We start from the raw sequence: 15,579 nt of genomic DNA on the forward strand, positions 1-15,579 counted from the left end.
TGAATATTCGCACCCTCCCGATGAATATCGACAAGCTCCAGCTGAACATCAGCAGCGGCATGGTGGTCGCTTCGCGGCACTGGCGCCGTATCTGTCAGGCCACCCTGGCCAATTACGGCGTGTCCGAAGCCTGCGCTGTGCCGCTGTTGCTCATCGTGCGCCTGGGCGACGGCGTCAGGCAGGTTACGGTTGCCCAGGCGGCCGGCCTGGAAAGCCCCTCGCTGGTGCGGCTGCTCGACCAGCTCTGCACGGCCGGCTTCGTGGTCCGCACCGAAGACCCGACCGACCGCCGCGCCAAGGCACTGAGCTTGACCACCAGCGGTCGCGATCTTGCCGAGTCCATCGAAGGTGAGTTGGTGCGCCTGCGCCGCGAAGTGCTCAAGGACATCGCCCCGGCGGATCTGGAAGCGGCATTGCGTGTGGTGCGTGCCTTCGAGGAAGCGGGCCAGGGCACGCCGGGTGGCTATCCGTGAAAGGTTTCTTCAGCGACGTACCACCGGCCCGTGACTGGTTCTACGGCGTGCGAACCTTCGCCGCGTCGATGATCGCGCTGTACATCGCCATGCTCCTGCAGATGCCACGGCCCTACTGGGCGATGGCCACCGTCTACATCGTCTCCAGCCCCTTCGTCGGGCCCACCAGTTCCAAGGCGGTGTACCGTGCGGTAGGCACTTTCACAGGCGCTGCCGCTGCGGTGCTGTTCGTGCCGCTGTTCGTGCAGACGCCCTTCCTGCTGGCCACGGTCATCGCCCTGTGGACCGGCACGCTGCTCTACCTGTCATTGCACCTGCGCACGGCCAACAGCTACGCCTTCATGCTGTCGGGCTACACCTTGCCGCTGATTGCCCTGCCGGTGGTGGACAACCCCACCGCCGTGTTCGACATCGCCAGCTCGCGTTTCCAGGAGATCTGCCTGGGCATCGTCTGCGCCGCTGTGGTGGGCGCAATGTTCTGGCCGCGCCGGCTCACGCCGGTGTTCATCGGCGCCGCCGGCAAATGGTTCGAAGATGCCGCGGGCTACAGCGACCACTTTCTGGCGCGCGACGTGAAAGCCGACGAGGTAGGCCCGCTGCGTTCGGCCATGGTCGGCACGTTCAACTCGCTTGAGATGATGATCGGCCAGCTTCCCCACGAAGGCGCGCGGCCGCAGTTGGTGCGCAACGCCGGAGAGCTGCGCGGGCGCATGATTCACCTGCTGCCGGTCATCGATGCGCTGGACGATGCGCTGTTTGCCATCGAACGCCGCACCCCCGACCTGGTGGCACGCCTGGCGCCGGTCATGGCCCTGGCGCGGCAGTGGCTCAAGGACAGCGTCGACGACCCCAGCCAGGCCCGCTGGCAAGCCCTGCGCGATGAGCTGCAGGCCATCCGCCCGAGCCCTGCGCAACTGGACGATCGTCGCGAGCTGCTGTTTTCCAACGCGGTATACCGACTGGGCGAATGGGTCGACCTGTGGCAGGACCTGCGCAGCCTCGAACGGGCGATCAAGACCGATAGCCGCGTGCCTTGGCGGGCGGTCTACCGGCACTGGCGCCTTGGCCGACTCAAGCCCTTCCTGGATCGCGGCCTGATGTTGTATTCGGTGTTTTCCACGGTCACGGCGATCATCGTCGCTTCGGTACTGTGGATTCTGCTGGGCTGGACCGACGGTGCCAGCGCGGTGATTCTGGCGGCGGTGGCGTGCAGTTTCTTTGCGGCCATGGACGACCCGGCGCCACAGATCTACCGATTCTTCTTCTGGACCGTGATGTCGGTGGTGTTTGCCAGCCTCTATCTGTTTCTGGTGCTGCCCAACCTGCATGACTTCCCGATGCTGGTGCTGGCCTTCTCGGTGCCTTTCATCGTCGTCGGCACGCTTACCGTGCAGCCACGTTTCTTCCTCGGCACCTTGCTGACCATCGTCAACACGTCGTCGTTCATCAGCATCCAGGGCGCCTACGACGCGGACTTCATGAATTTTGCCAACAGCAACCTGGCAGGCCCTGTCGGGCTGCTGTTCGCGTTCATCTGGACCCTGGTGGTGCGCCCCTTCGGCGTGGAACTGGCGGCCAAGCGCCTGACCCGTTTCAGTTGGCGCGACGTGGTGCATATCACCCGTCCGGCAAGCCTGGCCGAACAGCGGGCGATGGGTGTGCAGATGCTCGACCGGTTGATGCAGCACCTGCCGCGCCTGACCATGACCGGCCAGGACACCAGTGCCGCGCTGCGCGATGTGCGCGTGGCGCTGAACCTGCTCGACATGCAGGCCTACAGCCCGCGGGTGCCCGCTGCCGTACGGCCGTTGCTGCATCAGGTGATAGAAGAGGTGGGCGGGTATTTCCAGGCCTGTCGCAAGGCCAGTGAACGCCTGCCTGCCCCCATGGGTCTGCTCATGACCATGGACCGCGCGCGCCGTGGCCTGACCGTGCAAGCCATGGGCGAGGCCGAAGAAGCCCGCGAGCATTTGCTGCACGCGCTGAGCGGCCTGCGCCTGGCGCTGCTGCCAGGTGCCGAAGTGGTCACCGAGGCGGGCGATGCCGCCGAACACCTGCCGCATGGCATTGATGGAGCACCGCTGTGATTGGTGAACTGGATATCAGCGGGATCTTCCTGCCCACCGTGCTGGTGATGATGGTGTTCACCTACGGCCTGTTTCTGTTGCTGCATGGCGTGCTCAACCGCCTGCATTTCTACCGCCTGGTCTGGCACCGGGCTCTTTTCAACGTCGCTCTCTACGCTGTGCTGCTCGGCGCGGTAGACGCCATCTGTCGAAGCCTGATGCTATGAAAAAACCGATCCTCACCTTTGGCCGCCTGGTCCTGACCCTGCTGTTCGTGTGCCTGGCCGCGTTCATCGTCTGGCGCATGGTGATGTACTACATGTACGCGCCCTGGACCCGTGACGGGCACGTGCGCGCCGACATCATCCAGATCGCGCCGGACGTGTCCGGCCTGATCGAACACGTCAACGTGCACGACAACCAATCGATCAAGGCCGGCGACGTGCTGTTCACCATCGACCAGGACCGCTTTCGTCTGGCCCTGCGCCAGGCCCAGGCAAGCATGGCCGAGCGCAAGGAAACCCTGGCCCAGGCCGAACGCGAACTGCGGCGCAACCGCAGCCTCGGCAACCTGGTGGCCCGCGAGCAGCTCGAAGAGAGCCAGTCGCGCCAGCTGCGTGCCCAGGCCGCCTTGTCCGAGGCCCAGGTCGCGGTGGACGCTGCGCAACTGAACCTCGATCGTTCGGTGATCCGCAGCCCGGTGGATGGCTTCATCAATGACCGCGCACCACGGCCGCATGAATTCGTCACCGCAGGCCGCGCCGTGATGGCGGTGGTGGATGGCACCTCGTTCCATATCGATGGCTATTTCGAAGAGACCAAACTGGGCGTGATCCATGTTGGCCAGGCGGTGGACATTCGCATGATGGGCGACAACACCCGTTTGCAGGGCCGGGTGCAGAGCATCTCGGCGGGCATCGAGGACCGCGATCGCAGCAGTGGCAGCAACCTGCTGCCCAACGTCAACCCCGCCTTCAGCTGGGTGCGCCTGGCGCAGCGAATCCCCGTGCGCATCGCCTTCGAAAACCTGCCCGATGGCTATCGCCTGATTGCCGGCCGCACCGCCACGGTGTCCATCATCGAAGACGGTGCGGTGGCGGGAGCGACACCATGAGCAAGGCCCTGCGTCTGTCCAGCCTCGCTGCCGCGCTGTTGCTGTCGGCCTGCCAGATGGTCGGGCCCGACTACCACACCCCGTCGGAGGCCGCGCTCAACCGCAGTGACCTGCAGGGTGCGCTGGCCGAAGGTGACAGCAACGTGGTCTCGGCACCGGTGCCGCAGGACTGGTGGAAGCTGTACCACGACCCGCGCCTGGATGCGCTGGTGCGCCAGGCCATGGCCTCCAACACCGACTTGCGCGTGGCGGCCGCCAACATTGCCCGTTCGCGCGCGCAGATCGAGCAGGCCCAGGCCGAAGGCGGTTTCGACTTCAACGCCAAGGCCGAGGCGCAGCGGTTGCAGGAGTCGGGCGAGGCGTTCCTGATGACGGAAAAGTTGCCTGTGGATAACCTGGGCAGCGCATCCATCAACCTGTCCTATCAGTTCGACCTGTGGGGCACGCTCAAGCGTGGCATCGAAGCGGCGCGCGCCAATGCCGATGCCACCCAGGCGGCTGCCGACACGGCGCGCATCACCGTGGTGGCGGATGTGGTGCGTGCCTATACCCAGGTGTGCGCGGCCAACGAGGAATACGAGATCGCCCGGCACTCGCTGCAGTTGCAGCAAGAAGGCGTGCAGCTGACCCAGCGCCTGCGCGATGCCGGCCGTGGCGACGAGACCCAGGTCACCCGTTCCGAAACCCAGTACAAGTCCCTGGGCGCAGAGCTGCCGCGCTATCAGGCATCACGCCAGGCGGGCCTGTACAAACTGTCGATGCTGCTGGCGACACCGGTGGCACAGCTTCCGGCCGATGTGGTCGGGTGTGCGGAACTGCCCCACATCAACCAGCTGATGCCGGTCGGCGACGGTGCCGCATTGCTCAAGCGCCGTCCCGATATCCGCCAGGCCGAACGCCGGCTGGCGGCAGCCACCGCCAACATCGGTGTGGCGACCGGGCAGTTGTATCCAGACATCAGCATTGGCGCCACGGTTGGCACAGTCGGTATTCTGGACGATCTTGGGCACCCGGCCACCAACCGCTGGGGCATCGGCCCTTTGATCAACTGGAATGTTCCCACCAACGGGGCGCGGGCGCGGATTCGTGAGACCGAAGCCTCGACCCAGGCCGCATTGGCCAATTTCGACGGTGTGGTGCTCAATGCCATTCGCGAAACCCAGACGGGCCTGGCGCAATACGCTGCGTTGCTGCAGCGCCGCGATGCCCTGGCCGACGCCGAGCAGTCAGCGAAGCAGGCAGCGGATCAGACGCATCAGTTCTTCACAGCCGGCCGTGCGTCGTTCCTGGCGGATCTGCAGGCAACGCGCACCTACACCGATGTGCGTGGCCAACTGGCGGCGGCCAACACCCAGGTGGCCATGGAACAGATCAACCTGTTCCTGGCCCTGGGCGGCGGTTGGGAAAGCGCCCGGCAGGCGCCGGGCGCGCGTTGAGTCGGGCCACGTTGGTCGGGCTGGTTAAATGGGCCGGTTGAGGGGCTTAGAAGCCTTCCAGAACGATCTTGCCCTTGGCCTTGCCGCTTTCGATCAGCTCGTGAGCGCGGATCAGGTTGGCGGCATTGATCGCGCCGTAGTGCTCACCCAGAGTGGTGCGCAGCACGCCGCTGTCGATCAGTTCGGCCACACGCTCAAGCAGCTCGTGCTGCTTGATCATGTCCGGAGTCTGGAACAATGAGCGAGTGAACATCAGCTCCCAGTGCAGCGACAGCGCCTTGCGCTTCATCGGCATCACGTCGAGGCTCTTCGGATCGTCGATCAGGGCCAGTTGACCCTGGGGGCGCAAGGCTTCGATCAATTGCGCGAAGTGCGTGTCGGTGTGGGTCAGGCTGGCGACATGGTCCACCTGGCCGACGCCGATGGCTTCCAGCTGCGCCACCAGTGGCTTGCTGTGATCGATGACATGATGGGCGCCCAGGTCGGTCACCCACTGGCGGGTTTCGTCCCGCGAGGCAGTGCCGATCACGGTCAGCCTGGTCAGCTTGCGCGCCAGCTGGGTGAGGATCGAGCCGACGCCACCGGCCGCGCCGATGATCAGCAGGCTCTGGCCTTCGCCACCGCCCTCGGGCACGCCCAGGCGGTCGAACAGCAACTCCCACGCGGTGATCGAAGTCAGCGGCAGGGCGGCGGCATGGGCGTTGTCCAGGCTTTGCGGCTTGTGCCCGACGATGCGCTCGTCCACCAGATGCAGCTCGCTGTTGCTGCCCGGGCGGTCGATGGCGCCGGCGTAGAACACGCTGTCGCCGACCTTGAACAGGCTGACCTGATCACCGACCTGCTGCACCACGCCAACCGCATCCCAGCCCAGCACGCGCGGCTCGGTGACGGCGGCGCCGCTGCGCACCTTGGTGTCGACGGGGTTGACCGAAATGGCCTGGACCTGCACCAGCAGATCACGCGGGCCCGGGGTGGGCGCGGGCAGTTGCAGGTCGGTGAGCACGGACGCCGTGCCGTTCTGGGTATACGCAATGGCTTTCATAAGGGGTTCCCAAGTGGGTGCTATGGGTCGGCGCGCCCTTCGCAAAGGGCGCTCGCGGGTCACGAAAAGGGCAGAGGACTAGGCGGAGCGCATTTCCTGAGTATCTCGCTGCATCGACTGCAGGTTGCGTTCGATGTTCTCACACAGCGAATCCATCTGGATCTGATGTTCGCTGACCTTGAACGGACTCTGCAAGTCGGTGCCGATCCGCTCGATGGCCAGCAGCATGAAACCGACCACGGTAGACGCCAGCGGTGTGAACCATTCCAGCGAATCCACCAGGCCGATCGGTACGATCAGGCAGAACACGGTGATGAACAGGCGCGGAAAATAGACGTACGGGTAGGGCAGCGGGGTGTTGGCGATACGCTCCATGCCGCCCTGGCAGTTGGAGATGTCCACCAGCGTCGACTCCAGGCGCGCCAGGCGGATGCTGTCCAGGCGCCCGGCCTTGTACTCGCGGGCCAGCAAGGTCGCCGAGCCGGTCAGCAGGTCGTTGGAAAAGTTATTGGTGCTGTCGCGTCGTTCGAATTCTTCGGCGCTGATGAAGGCTGCCACTTCCGGTGGGCAGGGTATGTGCCGTACGTGCGCTGCCAGGCAGTTCACATAGGCCACATGGCGCCGCAGCAAGGTGGCCTTGACCGGATTCACGTCATCGCCCACGTCGTCGATCAAGGTCAGCACCTGGCGCGCATAACTGCGCGACGCATTGACCAGCAACCCCCACAGCGTTCGCGCTTCCCACCAACGGTTGTACGCGCTGCTGTTGCGAAAGCTGATCAGCACGATCAGCGCTGAACCCAGCAGCGTCAGCGGCATGATTGGCAAGCTCAGCTTGGTGTTGAGAAACAGCATGAAGTCGACGGTCACCGCGATATCCCACAGCAGCAGCCAGAACAGCGACCAACCGACGTAGCCCATGGTCTTGATGATCAAACGGTATTTCTTGGCGATGGCTTCTTTCATAAGCGGACCCTAGGCGATGAGCGTGCCTAGGTCGGACGCCGGCTTTGCCACAAGGTTCGTTGCACGCTAACGAATGGCCGTTACCAGTTGCTACAGGGTCATGGTGGCGTTTTAGGTATGTCCGCGGCGGGCGAACAGCAGGCCAATGCCTGCCAGCCCCAGCAAGCCACCACAGAAGCGATTGAAGCGACGTTTGGCCTGCACCGTATTCAGCCAGCGCTTGAGGTTTACGCCCAGGTACGCATACAGCCCAACCGCGACCCATTCCAAAACCAGAAACAGCGCGCCGAGCACCGCAAACTGGGCACCAACGGGTTGTTGCGGATCGACGAACTGCGGCAGGAACGCGGTAAATATCAGGATCGCCTTGGGGTTACCCGCGGCGATCAGGAACTCGCGGCGCAGCATCCGCCACAGGTTGGTACCGCCGGCCGTGGAGTCCGCTGCCATGTCGACGGGCTCGCTGGTCCACAGGCTCCACGCCAGCCACAGCAGGTAGAGCGCGCCCACCGTCTTGATGGCCAGAAACAACCATTCGGATGCAAACAACACCGCCGCCAGCCCCATGGCCGCCAGCGCGATCATCGCGCTGAATGCTACCAGCCGCCCGAACCCGGCCAGGCACGCGGCCCTGTAGCCGTGGTGGGCGGCGTTGTTGATGGACAACAGGTTGTTCGGCCCTGGGGCCATGTTCAGGGCAAAGCAGGCGGGGATGAAAAGCAGGAGGGTGGTGAGGTCCATGGGGCTTTCCATTGACAGTGATTGGAACGAATGAGCCGGCCAAGCCGCTCGCATTGGCTTATAGGTAGTCAAAGTAGTCGACGTTCTCTATGAAGTTGCCGAAAAAATAGAAAATGGTCCACCAGTTCTCGACCTGACTCGTTATTTGCCACCCATAAAAAAGCCCCGAGCTTTCACTTGAGGCTTTGATATTGAGTCCGCGGTCCTTGCTGCTGACTTAGTTAAAGCACGAACTTACTCATCAGCCCCTGCAAATGCACACCCAGTCGCGCCAGTTCAACACTGGACGATGCGGTTTCTTCACTCGCCGACGCTGTCTGCTCGGAGATGTCCCGGACATTGATCACGCTGCGGTTGATTTCTTCAGCCACTGCGCTCTGCTCTTCGGCAGAGGCGGCTATCTGCTGGTTCATTGATTCGATGGTTGCAATGGAGCGGCTGATGTTGCCTATCGAAGTGCCTGCATCGCGTGTCAGCGCCACGCTGTCATCGGTCAGCAGGCGGCTGTTCTCCAGGGTGGTCGCCACTTGGGCAGTTCGGCTGTGCAGGCCGTCGATCAGGGTGGCAATTTCTTCGGTGGAAGTCTGAGTACGTTGGGCGAGACTTCGGACTTCATCGGCAACCACGGCAAAACCGCGTCCGGCCTCGCCAGCGCGGGCAGCTTCGATGGCGGCGTTGAGTGCCAGCAAGTTGGTCTGCTCGGCAACTGCCTTGATCACGTCGAGCACGCCACCGATCTTGTTGCTCTCTTGTTTCAACTCATCCATGGCCACTTTGGATCGACCGACTTCAGCCGCAAGCGTTTCGATTTGAAGCACGGCCTTGGACACCACGGCATCGCCTTCGCGCACTTCCCTGGAAGCGCTGACTGCCGCATCCGAAGCCTGCTCTGCATTTTTCGCTACTTCCTGAACGGTCGCCGCCATTTGATTCATGGCCGTCGCTACCTGATCGGTTTCACTGCGCTGGCTATTGACCCCGGCGCTGGTTTGCTCGGTGACCGCTGAGAGCTGTTCGGCCGCGCCTGCGATCTGAGTGACCCCGTCACGCAAGCCGCCTATTAACTGGCGCAGGTTCAGGGTCATCTGGTACATGCTGGTCTGCAGCATGCCGATTTCGTCCTTGCGCGTGCTCGGCTCATTGTGGGTCAGATCACCGCGAGCCACACGGTCAGCCAACTGCAGTGTCTCGCGCAGTGGAACGACTATGAGACGAGTGATGATCCACGCCGCCAGGGCGCTCATGACGAGTGCTGCGGTGAGCCACAAAACCAACATCCGGTTGGCCTGATTGACGTCTGCAAGACGCAGGTCGACCTGGTTCTGCGCCAGTTGGTTGGCCGAACCGAGCAGGACTTCGATGTTCTTCGAGATCCCAGCCTGGCCCTGGTTGATGGTGGCTTGCGAAGACGAGAATCCATTGATGGCGGATCCATAGGCGTTCATCGAGTCCACCAGGCTGGCGACAGCGGAGGTATCCAGGCCGGAACTTGTCAGGCTTTTCATGTAGTCGGAGGCTGCGGCAATCGAGGCGACGGCCAGCTGTTGAGCCTCGGGTTTAAGGGTGTAGGTGTACCCACGAACATCGAAGCGCATCTTTTGAAACAGCATGATTGCCCGGAGCACTGCATCGCGTTGCGCGGCGTCGCCATCCATAGAATTGGCCCGCCCATTCAGCTGTCGCAACTTGGCGTCTGCGGTGTCGGCTGCAGTGCCGAAGACATCTCGGCTGGATTCACGCGTGTGGGTGGCAGCAATGATGCTGTTGTAATGATCCTTGTATTCCTTCATAGCCGCCATGGCCGCTTTCACGTGAGGAATATTAAGCTCGGAATTCAATACGCTGTTGAGGTAGGCGAGATGGTTATCGAGATTTTCGTAGGCTTTCAGCCAAGTCGTGGCATTGGCGTCGTCAGAGGTCTGGCCATAGACCAGCCGTGCTATGCGCATGTCTCGCGTCAGTGTGCTGAGCTTGGCAATGTCCGTGATGCGCTCGCTGCGCTCACTCATGGAGGCGATGCCTCTCCAGCCCGTCAAGGCAATCAATACGGTAAGTATGATAACCAGTGTGAAGCCAAGTATTAACTTCGATCTGACCGTTAAGTTGGTTAAAGCACTTTTCAACATGTGAGCCTCTCGAAATCGCTGTTTTAGTTTCTCCGGTCGGCTCCTCCATGCCAGTGCTGCGTTCATCCAATCGGCAGCGCAGAGGGAACCTTTAGCGAAGATTTTCACGAAAATGAGGTTTTCTTACATGCTGCTCGAAGCATAAAAAGTTCAATTTTTTTAATATTAAATGTAGCGGGTCGAAGCGCCAGGAAGCTACTGCTCGTTCGCAGAATGGCAGCAACAGCGTCACGTTGGGGTGGGCCTGACGCCATAGACACGAACACTGACGTTTGTACCCGACGTGCGTGCGCCATTTCTGGATGCGAAGACGATTTTAAAGGCTGCGAGGGGTTGAAGCGATCAAGCTGAGATCGTGCAGCACAAGGAGGTACTGGACGAAAAGGAGAAGATGGTGCACCAGACGGGATTCGAACCCATGACCCCTGCCTTCGGAGTCCTAAAAGTCGACGTTTAGAATCAATACGTTAGCGGGGATTAGCTGGGAAATCAACGTGTTGTGTTAGCTGGGGTTAGCGGGTTTTCGTCACGGTTAGCTGCGTGAGTGTGGCAAATTTGTGGCATTCGCACGCTATACCGCCGCGTAGCCGACTGCAGTAATCACGGGATTGAATCTATCATCTATTCGTATTGTAATTAGGCATCTGTCCCAAGAATAGGCCTGAGTGATGCAATCATCCATGAGGCCCACGTAAACGGCCGCAATCGGCCAGGAGCGGACGTTTGGCCATCAATGAAAGACTTTGGAATCTGATTCGACACTAAAAGATCTATGTTTTTCAGTAGGTGAGGGTCCTAAGAAAGCTTGTTGTTTAGCAGGTACGACATCAAATGATCCTCCAATGTAGATACCTCTAGAGGTATATGGAATATTTTTTTATAGTCGTGAAATATTACGTTTCGAATCTTATATATCTTTGCTCCAAATGCCCAGCCTGTATAATCAACTCCCAGTTTTTCTAGTATGCTATTTGCAGACTGGATGCTCTCGACGCTGCCAGGTTCCAAAGAATTGTTTATCCTAGGGGCTTCATTGACGATGGAATTAAACTCTTTGAGGAAGCCTTTGAGTTCTGTAATAGATGGGGTAGGGCATTTGTCAAAACGGATACGAATGGTCGCTTGTTGCTCCGCGTAATTTTCAGCCATCAAGGTTTCAACTATTTGGTAAAGGTAGAAAAAACGCAAGTATGGGTCGGTGGCGTATGGAGATAATTTAGTTGCAATAATGGAAACGTAGTCAGGCCAGTCCTTATTTTTATTGAGGGGCATCTTTATATCGTAGGACGCTAAGGTGCGTGTGGTTTTTATATTTTTTTTGAATTCGGTGGTTTGGTATATTCCCATTCTGGCAAAAGAGGTGAAATATCTTTGATGAAATTCTTGTGGTTTTATATCGAGTTTTTTTGTCCATATGACAGCATAAAAAAATCCTGGAGAGAATAACTCTAGAACTGAATTAGTAGCAGGGTGTTGGGAGAGCATGGAGTCTCCATTCTTAGCATTATCGAGAACGGTTAGTGCGGCAATTAGTGAGTAGGTTCCAAATAGCGCATTATCATTCTTTGGATGATTTGGTGAAAGTATTGCTTGCCCCGGGATCAGGAATCCTACGATATCTCCTTTGCTAGACAAGGTTGTAACTTCAGACTCTGCAAGCTCACGTTCGGCAGTCATGATTGATACGATGTATTCGTTTAAATTCACTCGTTTAAGTAGCGATTGATTTAGATCTTCTGGCACAGCTACAGTTAACTGCTGTCCCGTGGCGGTGGTATGCCAAAGCTCTTTTATTCTCTTTACTGAACGCAGTGAGTGCATATTAAATGCCTATCCTGACGGAGCTCTTGTACGCTTCATCCTGCGACTTTTGCAGGTCAAGGTATGTTCCAGATTGTGGCCAGAACAGCATTTTAAAGAATTGTCTGAAAAACAATCTCTGCGCATTACCTATTCTTTTTGCTCTAGAGTTAATGAGGTCAATGCTTTCGTTGAAAGATCGGATGAAGTCTTCTCCGTCAGCCCCTGATTTTATATTGTCTATATTTAATTCAGTAAATGATGTTTCAATGCCGTCGTCACGCAACAGCCCGATTGCAGCGCCGAATCCGGACAATGCTTGTGCTCGTTTAAATGCGTCTGTACCGTTAGTGGCCCACATTCTAGATTTTTCTGAGATTTCCTCATAGTCGTCGTTGTCTAGCTCGATTTCTAGTTTTAGGGATGATACTTTTTGAATGAAAGCATCCCAAGAGGTTACAAATTCTTTGAATAAATCATGGTCTTTATTTTCTTTTGCCAGATTTTCTAGGCTAGATATATTTTCAAGTATGTCACCTCGATCTAGAGGGGACTCACTGCGCTCAATGTATGAGTTGAATCCCTCAATCATGTCTTTGAATTTATATTCGTTTGAGTCTATATTTTTTTTATTGTCACTTTCTTTTATAAGGGTAACGCCGTTGAGATCAGCTTTTAAATAATCAAGATACATTATTTCGATCTGGTGACGTAGCGACATGGCAGTTTGACCGGTGTTTAGGGTCAGCATCCGATAAAGGATTCCCAGCCTGTTTATTCCCTCGTATATCTCGCAGCGAATTGTTCGTTCTAGAAATCTTTCCTGTACTTCCGGATTGTTTGCAGTTTCAAGCTCAATGTCCATCAAGGTATGACTGCGCTGCAGGCCATCCAAGATTATAAAGTAATCACTTTCAGTCTCGATTGCTAATTTTAGGTTTTGCTCTAAGTCACCATCTGGTTTGGTATAAGCTAGTACCAAAGGTGGTATCACGCAGCCGGTAATAATATCGGCTTTAAGTAGTGAGTATACCGTTTTTGAACCCCTTACTCGCTTACGTTGAAACTGATTATTTTTGAATATTTTTTTTGCTAGCTCTAGGTAGTCGCGAACTTTTATTTCTATGGATATGCTACGCGCAGAAACTTTTTCATCCGGGAGTATAGATGTCACCTTCATTTTATTTCCTCGTCTAGTTTTTGTAGACATAACTGATCGCATGCCTAAGCTTACGTCATACGCTCGTAAGGAAGAAGCACGAACGTGCTGGGTTGATCTACAAAAGCTGCCTACGTATCCCGAGACCGCGCCCAGCTTAATGCGCCCCCTGAGCTACGGGAATGGCTGACACCGTTGATGTCGGCGTTCCAATCTGCGGATCTTCACAATGGCCTCTGAGACGCCTCTACAGTGAGGCAATGAAACCGAATTTAGGCGGGAGCCTCTCAACATAAAGAGGCTGACTGTTGGCCAAACCATCTCGTACCCTTTGTCCTCGAATGCAAGTAGGTGGTTGGGGTGCTAAAACTACATTTAAGCTGCCTGTCCGCCGACGAATGATCTCCGTCAGCAGAAGCGCGGCGGTGCCACGCTGACCAGCAAGGCGTTGACGCTTGATAGGGGTATTATTAGGTTCAGTTCCAACGCTTTACGTTTCACGAATAAGGGCCTGCTCGAAAGCGCTGGTAAAGCTGATGAGGTCACTATCCAAAACTTGACACAAATCACGAAGCTGAACCGTATCCAACCGTCTCACCCCTCTCTCGACATCACTCATGAACGATTGCGGCCTTCCCAGCGCCGCAGAGCACTGGGCCTGGGTCATCCCTGACTCAACACGCATGCGCTTTAGCTCCTGCAGAAAGATCACGTGTTCGCGTCGATAAATAGCCTTTGTCATAGCCGTGTCCGGGGAAGGTTCGGACGATCACGCTATATCTGCTTTTGGGATATCTGATTTTCAGTTATTTTGTCTGTGCTCGTTTGGTTTAGGAGGATGCATGAGACAGGTCTGGGAGTTATTTCGCGTGGCGTGGGCCGTCGGGTGTTTGCCTGTGGGTGCGCTTTTGCTAGTCGTGGTGGTTTTTTCTGGTTTCAACCTGCCATTCTTTCTGGGTTTGACCAGTAGCGAAGACCCGGCGATTCGTTGGCTGTTCTGGGTCTTGCTCCTCTACTTCGTCGGGGGCGGATGGCTGTTCTCGCGAGTCAACCAGAGCTATGCCGATAAGCTGAGAACAATGGTTACCAGCTATCAGGCTGAAGGGTTCCATCCGCAGGTAGAGGTGTTCGCGAAGATCAATGACGCCTACGTTGGTGTCGACCTGCAATCGAAAAGGTTGCTGGCCTACCCCGTTGGTCAGGACGGTCATCTCTTCCGTTTGGATGAGATTCGCTCCTGGCGCATCCTTCCTGTCGGCAAGAGCAACCATCGATTGGAGCTGTTGACCAGCGATTTGGCTATTCCGACATTCAGCCTTGCGCTTAAAACGGCGGACGTGACCAATACGGAGGCACGACTGCATTCAATCTTCAGCACTTAGCTGGATGATGGAGCCTTCACTTAGCTATTCGGAGTGGCCCGATGACTGACGTAACTGCAGGCAGTGTTTGGCAGGTAGATATCGCTCAACTGAAGCTAGCTAACGCCACCATGCGTTTGGCCAATCAAGCGCTGGCTTCTGACGATGATGCCGTCCTATCCGCTCTAGGGTTTTCGCTTGCTCATATTCGGGAGCTAAGGCGCAAGGGTGGCTTCAGACCATCTTCCATTTCGCAGAACACACGAATGATCAATTGCTTACAAAAAAGGGAGCCTGCACATGCTCATTGAACACATGCCATTGAGAATCGCGTCCGGCGTCCTGGCGGCTACGACCATCAATTCTGTTCGCCGATCGACTTCGTATCATGCCTGCGGCTGGCAGATTCTTGACCGCTGGGCGTTTAATTCTCCCGAGCAGCTTTGCGCACTCGAAGCGCAGGGAGAGCTGCTGCTTTTAGGGCGGTTGCTTGAACAGCAAGTCGTCGAGCATGAGGCGCTTATTTCGCCCCTCGGATTGGCGCAGCGGAGGCAAGGGCTTGCAGAGCATGAGGTTCTTGCGCTGTCAGGCATCTCTACCGAGTTGTGAGACATCGACGGCAGCGCGTTCTACCAAACCTTTCCGGCCATTGGCCGCAGTGGGGTCTCGGGGCTTGCCCTGAGCAGGGAAGGTAGGCAAAGCAAGGGAGTAAAACGACTGAAGCGTTGCCGGTTGTGTGCACGCCATTCATGGCGGTAGCACAAACCCTACCTTGTCCCAGTTTTTATCCCCCAAATGGTTGCAGCCGTTGTGGACGAGGTTGGTTACTGAAAATTGTCAGTACGTTGGTACTGGATTTCTCAGCCCTCGATGAATAAAAGCATCATTGGGAGGGTGCAGAGGGAATCGTCCAATGACTCGATAAACAGGAGAGTCAGATGCCATGGGCCTAACAAAATTGATCACCAAAATATTTTGCGAAGTGAGCGTGGTAACTTTCAGAAAACGCTGCAACAAGACGCTGTACGAAGCAGGGCGTTGGCTTTGATGGTGTCAGTATTTTGAAGCTTGCGCGTTTGCCGTTGGTAACTGTGCGTGCATCGCTCGGATAAGAAGAGAAAAACATCTGGCAGCACAGAAATAGGTAGATCTGGTGATGCTGAGGGAGGCATGCGGTAGGCAAACCTGAGCACGTCATCCACAACTGGTGTAAACGCTATGAGCGAAAGCTGGCTGAAGAAAATGTGGTCACTTGCACTGCGACGGAGATCTGTAGACGCGAACGGTGGTAAGCC

The 15,579-nt window shown here is 57.3% G+C and carries 15 protein-coding genes; 8 read left to right on the forward strand and 7 right to left on the reverse strand.

The genetic code is table 11. The features are described from left to right. Nucleotides 1-20: 20 nt before the first annotated feature. The 5 genes from IFU31_RS08970 to IFU31_RS08990 are packed head-to-tail and all read left to right on the forward strand — an operon-like array spanning nt 21 to nt 5,089. On the forward strand, nt 21-473 hold the full coding sequence (locus IFU31_RS08970; protein ID WP_122480647.1) for a MarR family winged helix-turn-helix transcriptional regulator: 453 nt from the start codon (nt 21-23) through the stop codon (nt 471-473). Next, nucleotides 470-2,560, forward strand: a complete 2,091-nt coding sequence (locus tag IFU31_RS08975) for an FUSC family protein (RefSeq protein ID WP_192058792.1) — start codon at nt 470-472, stop codon at nt 2,558-2,560. The genes IFU31_RS08970 and IFU31_RS08975 overlap by 4 nt, the downstream gene beginning before the upstream one ends. After that, on the forward strand, nt 2,557-2,766 hold the full coding sequence (locus tag IFU31_RS08980; protein WP_043191852.1) for a DUF1656 domain-containing protein: 210 nt from the start codon (nt 2,557-2,559) through the stop codon (nt 2,764-2,766). Before IFU31_RS08975 ends, IFU31_RS08980 begins: the two co-directional genes overlap by 4 nt. Further along, complete coding sequence (locus IFU31_RS08985) at nt 2,682-3,653, forward strand: efflux RND transporter periplasmic adaptor subunit (RefSeq protein WP_446731028.1); 972 nt, start codon at nt 2,682-2,684, stop codon at nt 3,651-3,653. The genes IFU31_RS08980 and IFU31_RS08985 overlap by 85 nt, the downstream gene beginning before the upstream one ends. Next, complete coding sequence (locus IFU31_RS08990; protein ID WP_192102746.1) at nt 3,650-5,089, forward strand: efflux transporter outer membrane subunit; 1,440 nt, start codon at nt 3,650-3,652, stop codon at nt 5,087-5,089. Before IFU31_RS08985 ends, IFU31_RS08990 begins: the two co-directional genes overlap by 4 nt. Before the next feature lie 46 nt (nt 5,090-5,135). Here the strand turns inward: IFU31_RS08990 and IFU31_RS08995 are convergent, their stop codons facing one another. The 7 genes from IFU31_RS08995 to IFU31_RS09025 form a co-directional block, all read right to left on the reverse strand. Then, complete coding sequence (locus IFU31_RS08995) at nt 5,136-6,131, reverse strand: zinc-binding alcohol dehydrogenase family protein (protein ID WP_185794809.1); 996 nt, start codon at nt 6,129-6,131, stop codon at nt 5,136-5,138. 78 nt (nt 6,132-6,209) lie between these two features. Then, nucleotides 6,210-7,097 carry a bestrophin family protein gene (locus IFU31_RS09000; RefSeq protein ID WP_122480642.1) on the reverse strand — a complete coding sequence of 296 codons (888 nt, stop codon included), beginning with the start codon at nt 7,095-7,097 and terminating at the stop codon, nt 6,210-6,212. Nucleotides 7,098-7,208: 111 nt separating this feature from the next. Then, a complete protein-coding gene (locus IFU31_RS09005; protein ID WP_192102747.1) occupies nt 7,209-7,838 on the reverse strand; it encodes a LysE family translocator in 630 nt (209 codons plus the stop codon). Nucleotides 7,839-8,059: 221 nt separating this feature from the next. Beyond that, nucleotides 8,060-9,964: a HAMP domain-containing methyl-accepting chemotaxis protein gene (locus IFU31_RS09010; RefSeq protein WP_192102748.1), complete on the reverse strand. Its 1,905-nt coding sequence runs from the start codon at nt 9,962-9,964 to the stop codon at nt 8,060-8,062. 795 nt (nt 9,965-10,759) lie between these two features. After that, nucleotides 10,760-11,785 carry a hypothetical protein gene (locus IFU31_RS09015; protein ID WP_192102749.1) on the reverse strand — a complete coding sequence of 342 codons (1,026 nt, stop codon included), beginning with the start codon at nt 11,783-11,785 and terminating at the stop codon, nt 10,760-10,762. Nucleotide 11,786: 1 nt separating this feature from the next. Beyond that, entirely contained in the window at nt 11,787-12,944 is a 1,158-nt protein-coding gene (locus IFU31_RS09020) for a hypothetical protein (protein ID WP_192102750.1), read from the reverse strand. A gap of 469 nt (nt 12,945-13,413) precedes the next feature. Then, nucleotides 13,414-13,665 carry a helix-turn-helix domain-containing protein gene (locus IFU31_RS09025; RefSeq protein WP_192102751.1) on the reverse strand — a complete coding sequence of 84 codons (252 nt, stop codon included), beginning with the start codon at nt 13,663-13,665 and terminating at the stop codon, nt 13,414-13,416. Nucleotides 13,666-13,765: 100 nt separating this feature from the next. Between IFU31_RS09025 and IFU31_RS09030 the strand changes: the two genes are divergently transcribed. From IFU31_RS09030 to IFU31_RS09040, 3 genes are read left to right on the forward strand one after another with little or no spacing between them, the layout of a single operon-like run. Continuing rightward, a complete protein-coding gene (locus IFU31_RS09030; RefSeq protein WP_192102752.1) occupies nt 13,766-14,305 on the forward strand; it encodes a hypothetical protein in 540 nt (179 codons plus the stop codon). 41 nt (nt 14,306-14,346) lie between these two features. Further along, nucleotides 14,347-14,595: a hypothetical protein gene (locus IFU31_RS09035; protein WP_197979610.1), complete on the forward strand. Its 249-nt coding sequence runs from the start codon at nt 14,347-14,349 to the stop codon at nt 14,593-14,595. Then, a complete protein-coding gene (locus IFU31_RS09040) occupies nt 14,585-14,893 on the forward strand; it encodes a hypothetical protein (protein WP_192102753.1) in 309 nt (102 codons plus the stop codon). The genes IFU31_RS09035 and IFU31_RS09040 overlap by 11 nt, the downstream gene beginning before the upstream one ends. The last annotated feature ends 686 nt before the right edge of the window (nt 14,894-15,579 follow it).

Source organism: Pseudomonas sp. CFBP 13602, assembly GCF_014842725.1.
Taxonomy (GTDB): domain Bacteria; phylum Pseudomonadota; class Gammaproteobacteria; order Pseudomonadales; family Pseudomonadaceae; genus Aquipseudomonas; species Aquipseudomonas baltica.

Bases quoted from the DNA above. Each gene is read 5' to 3' on its own strand.
- IFU31_RS08970 (WP_122480647.1), top strand. From the start codon at position 21: ATGAATATCGACAAGCTCCAGCTGAACATCAGCAGCGGCATGGTGGTC.
- IFU31_RS08990 (WP_192102746.1), top strand. From the start codon at position 3,650: ATGAGCAAGGCCCTGCGTCTGTCCAGCCTCGCTGCCGCGCTGTTGCTG.
- IFU31_RS08995 (WP_185794809.1), bottom strand. From the start codon at position 6,131: ATGAAAGCCATTGCGTATACCCAGAACGGCACGGCGTCCGTGCTCACC.
- IFU31_RS09000 (WP_122480642.1), bottom strand. From the start codon at position 7,097: ATGAAAGAAGCCATCGCCAAGAAATACCGTTTGATCATCAAGACCATG.
- IFU31_RS09005 (WP_192102747.1), bottom strand. From the start codon at position 7,838: ATGGACCTCACCACCCTCCTGCTTTTCATCCCCGCCTGCTTTGCCCTG.
- IFU31_RS09010 (WP_192102748.1), bottom strand. From the start codon at position 9,964: ATGTTGAAAAGTGCTTTAACCAACTTAACGGTCAGATCGAAGTTAATA.
- IFU31_RS09015 (WP_192102749.1), bottom strand. From the start codon at position 11,785: ATGCACTCACTGCGTTCAGTAAAGAGAATAAAAGAGCTTTGGCATACC.
- IFU31_RS09020 (WP_192102750.1), bottom strand. From the start codon at position 12,944: ATGAAGGTGACATCTATACTCCCGGATGAAAAAGTTTCTGCGCGTAGC.
- IFU31_RS09025 (WP_192102751.1), bottom strand. From the start codon at position 13,665: ATGACAAAGGCTATTTATCGACGCGAACACGTGATCTTTCTGCAGGAG.
- IFU31_RS09030 (WP_192102752.1), top strand. From the start codon at position 13,766: ATGAGACAGGTCTGGGAGTTATTTCGCGTGGCGTGGGCCGTCGGGTGT.
- IFU31_RS09035 (WP_197979610.1), top strand. From the start codon at position 14,347: ATGACTGACGTAACTGCAGGCAGTGTTTGGCAGGTAGATATCGCTCAA.
- IFU31_RS09040 (WP_192102753.1), top strand. From the start codon at position 14,585: ATGCTCATTGAACACATGCCATTGAGAATCGCGTCCGGCGTCCTGGCG.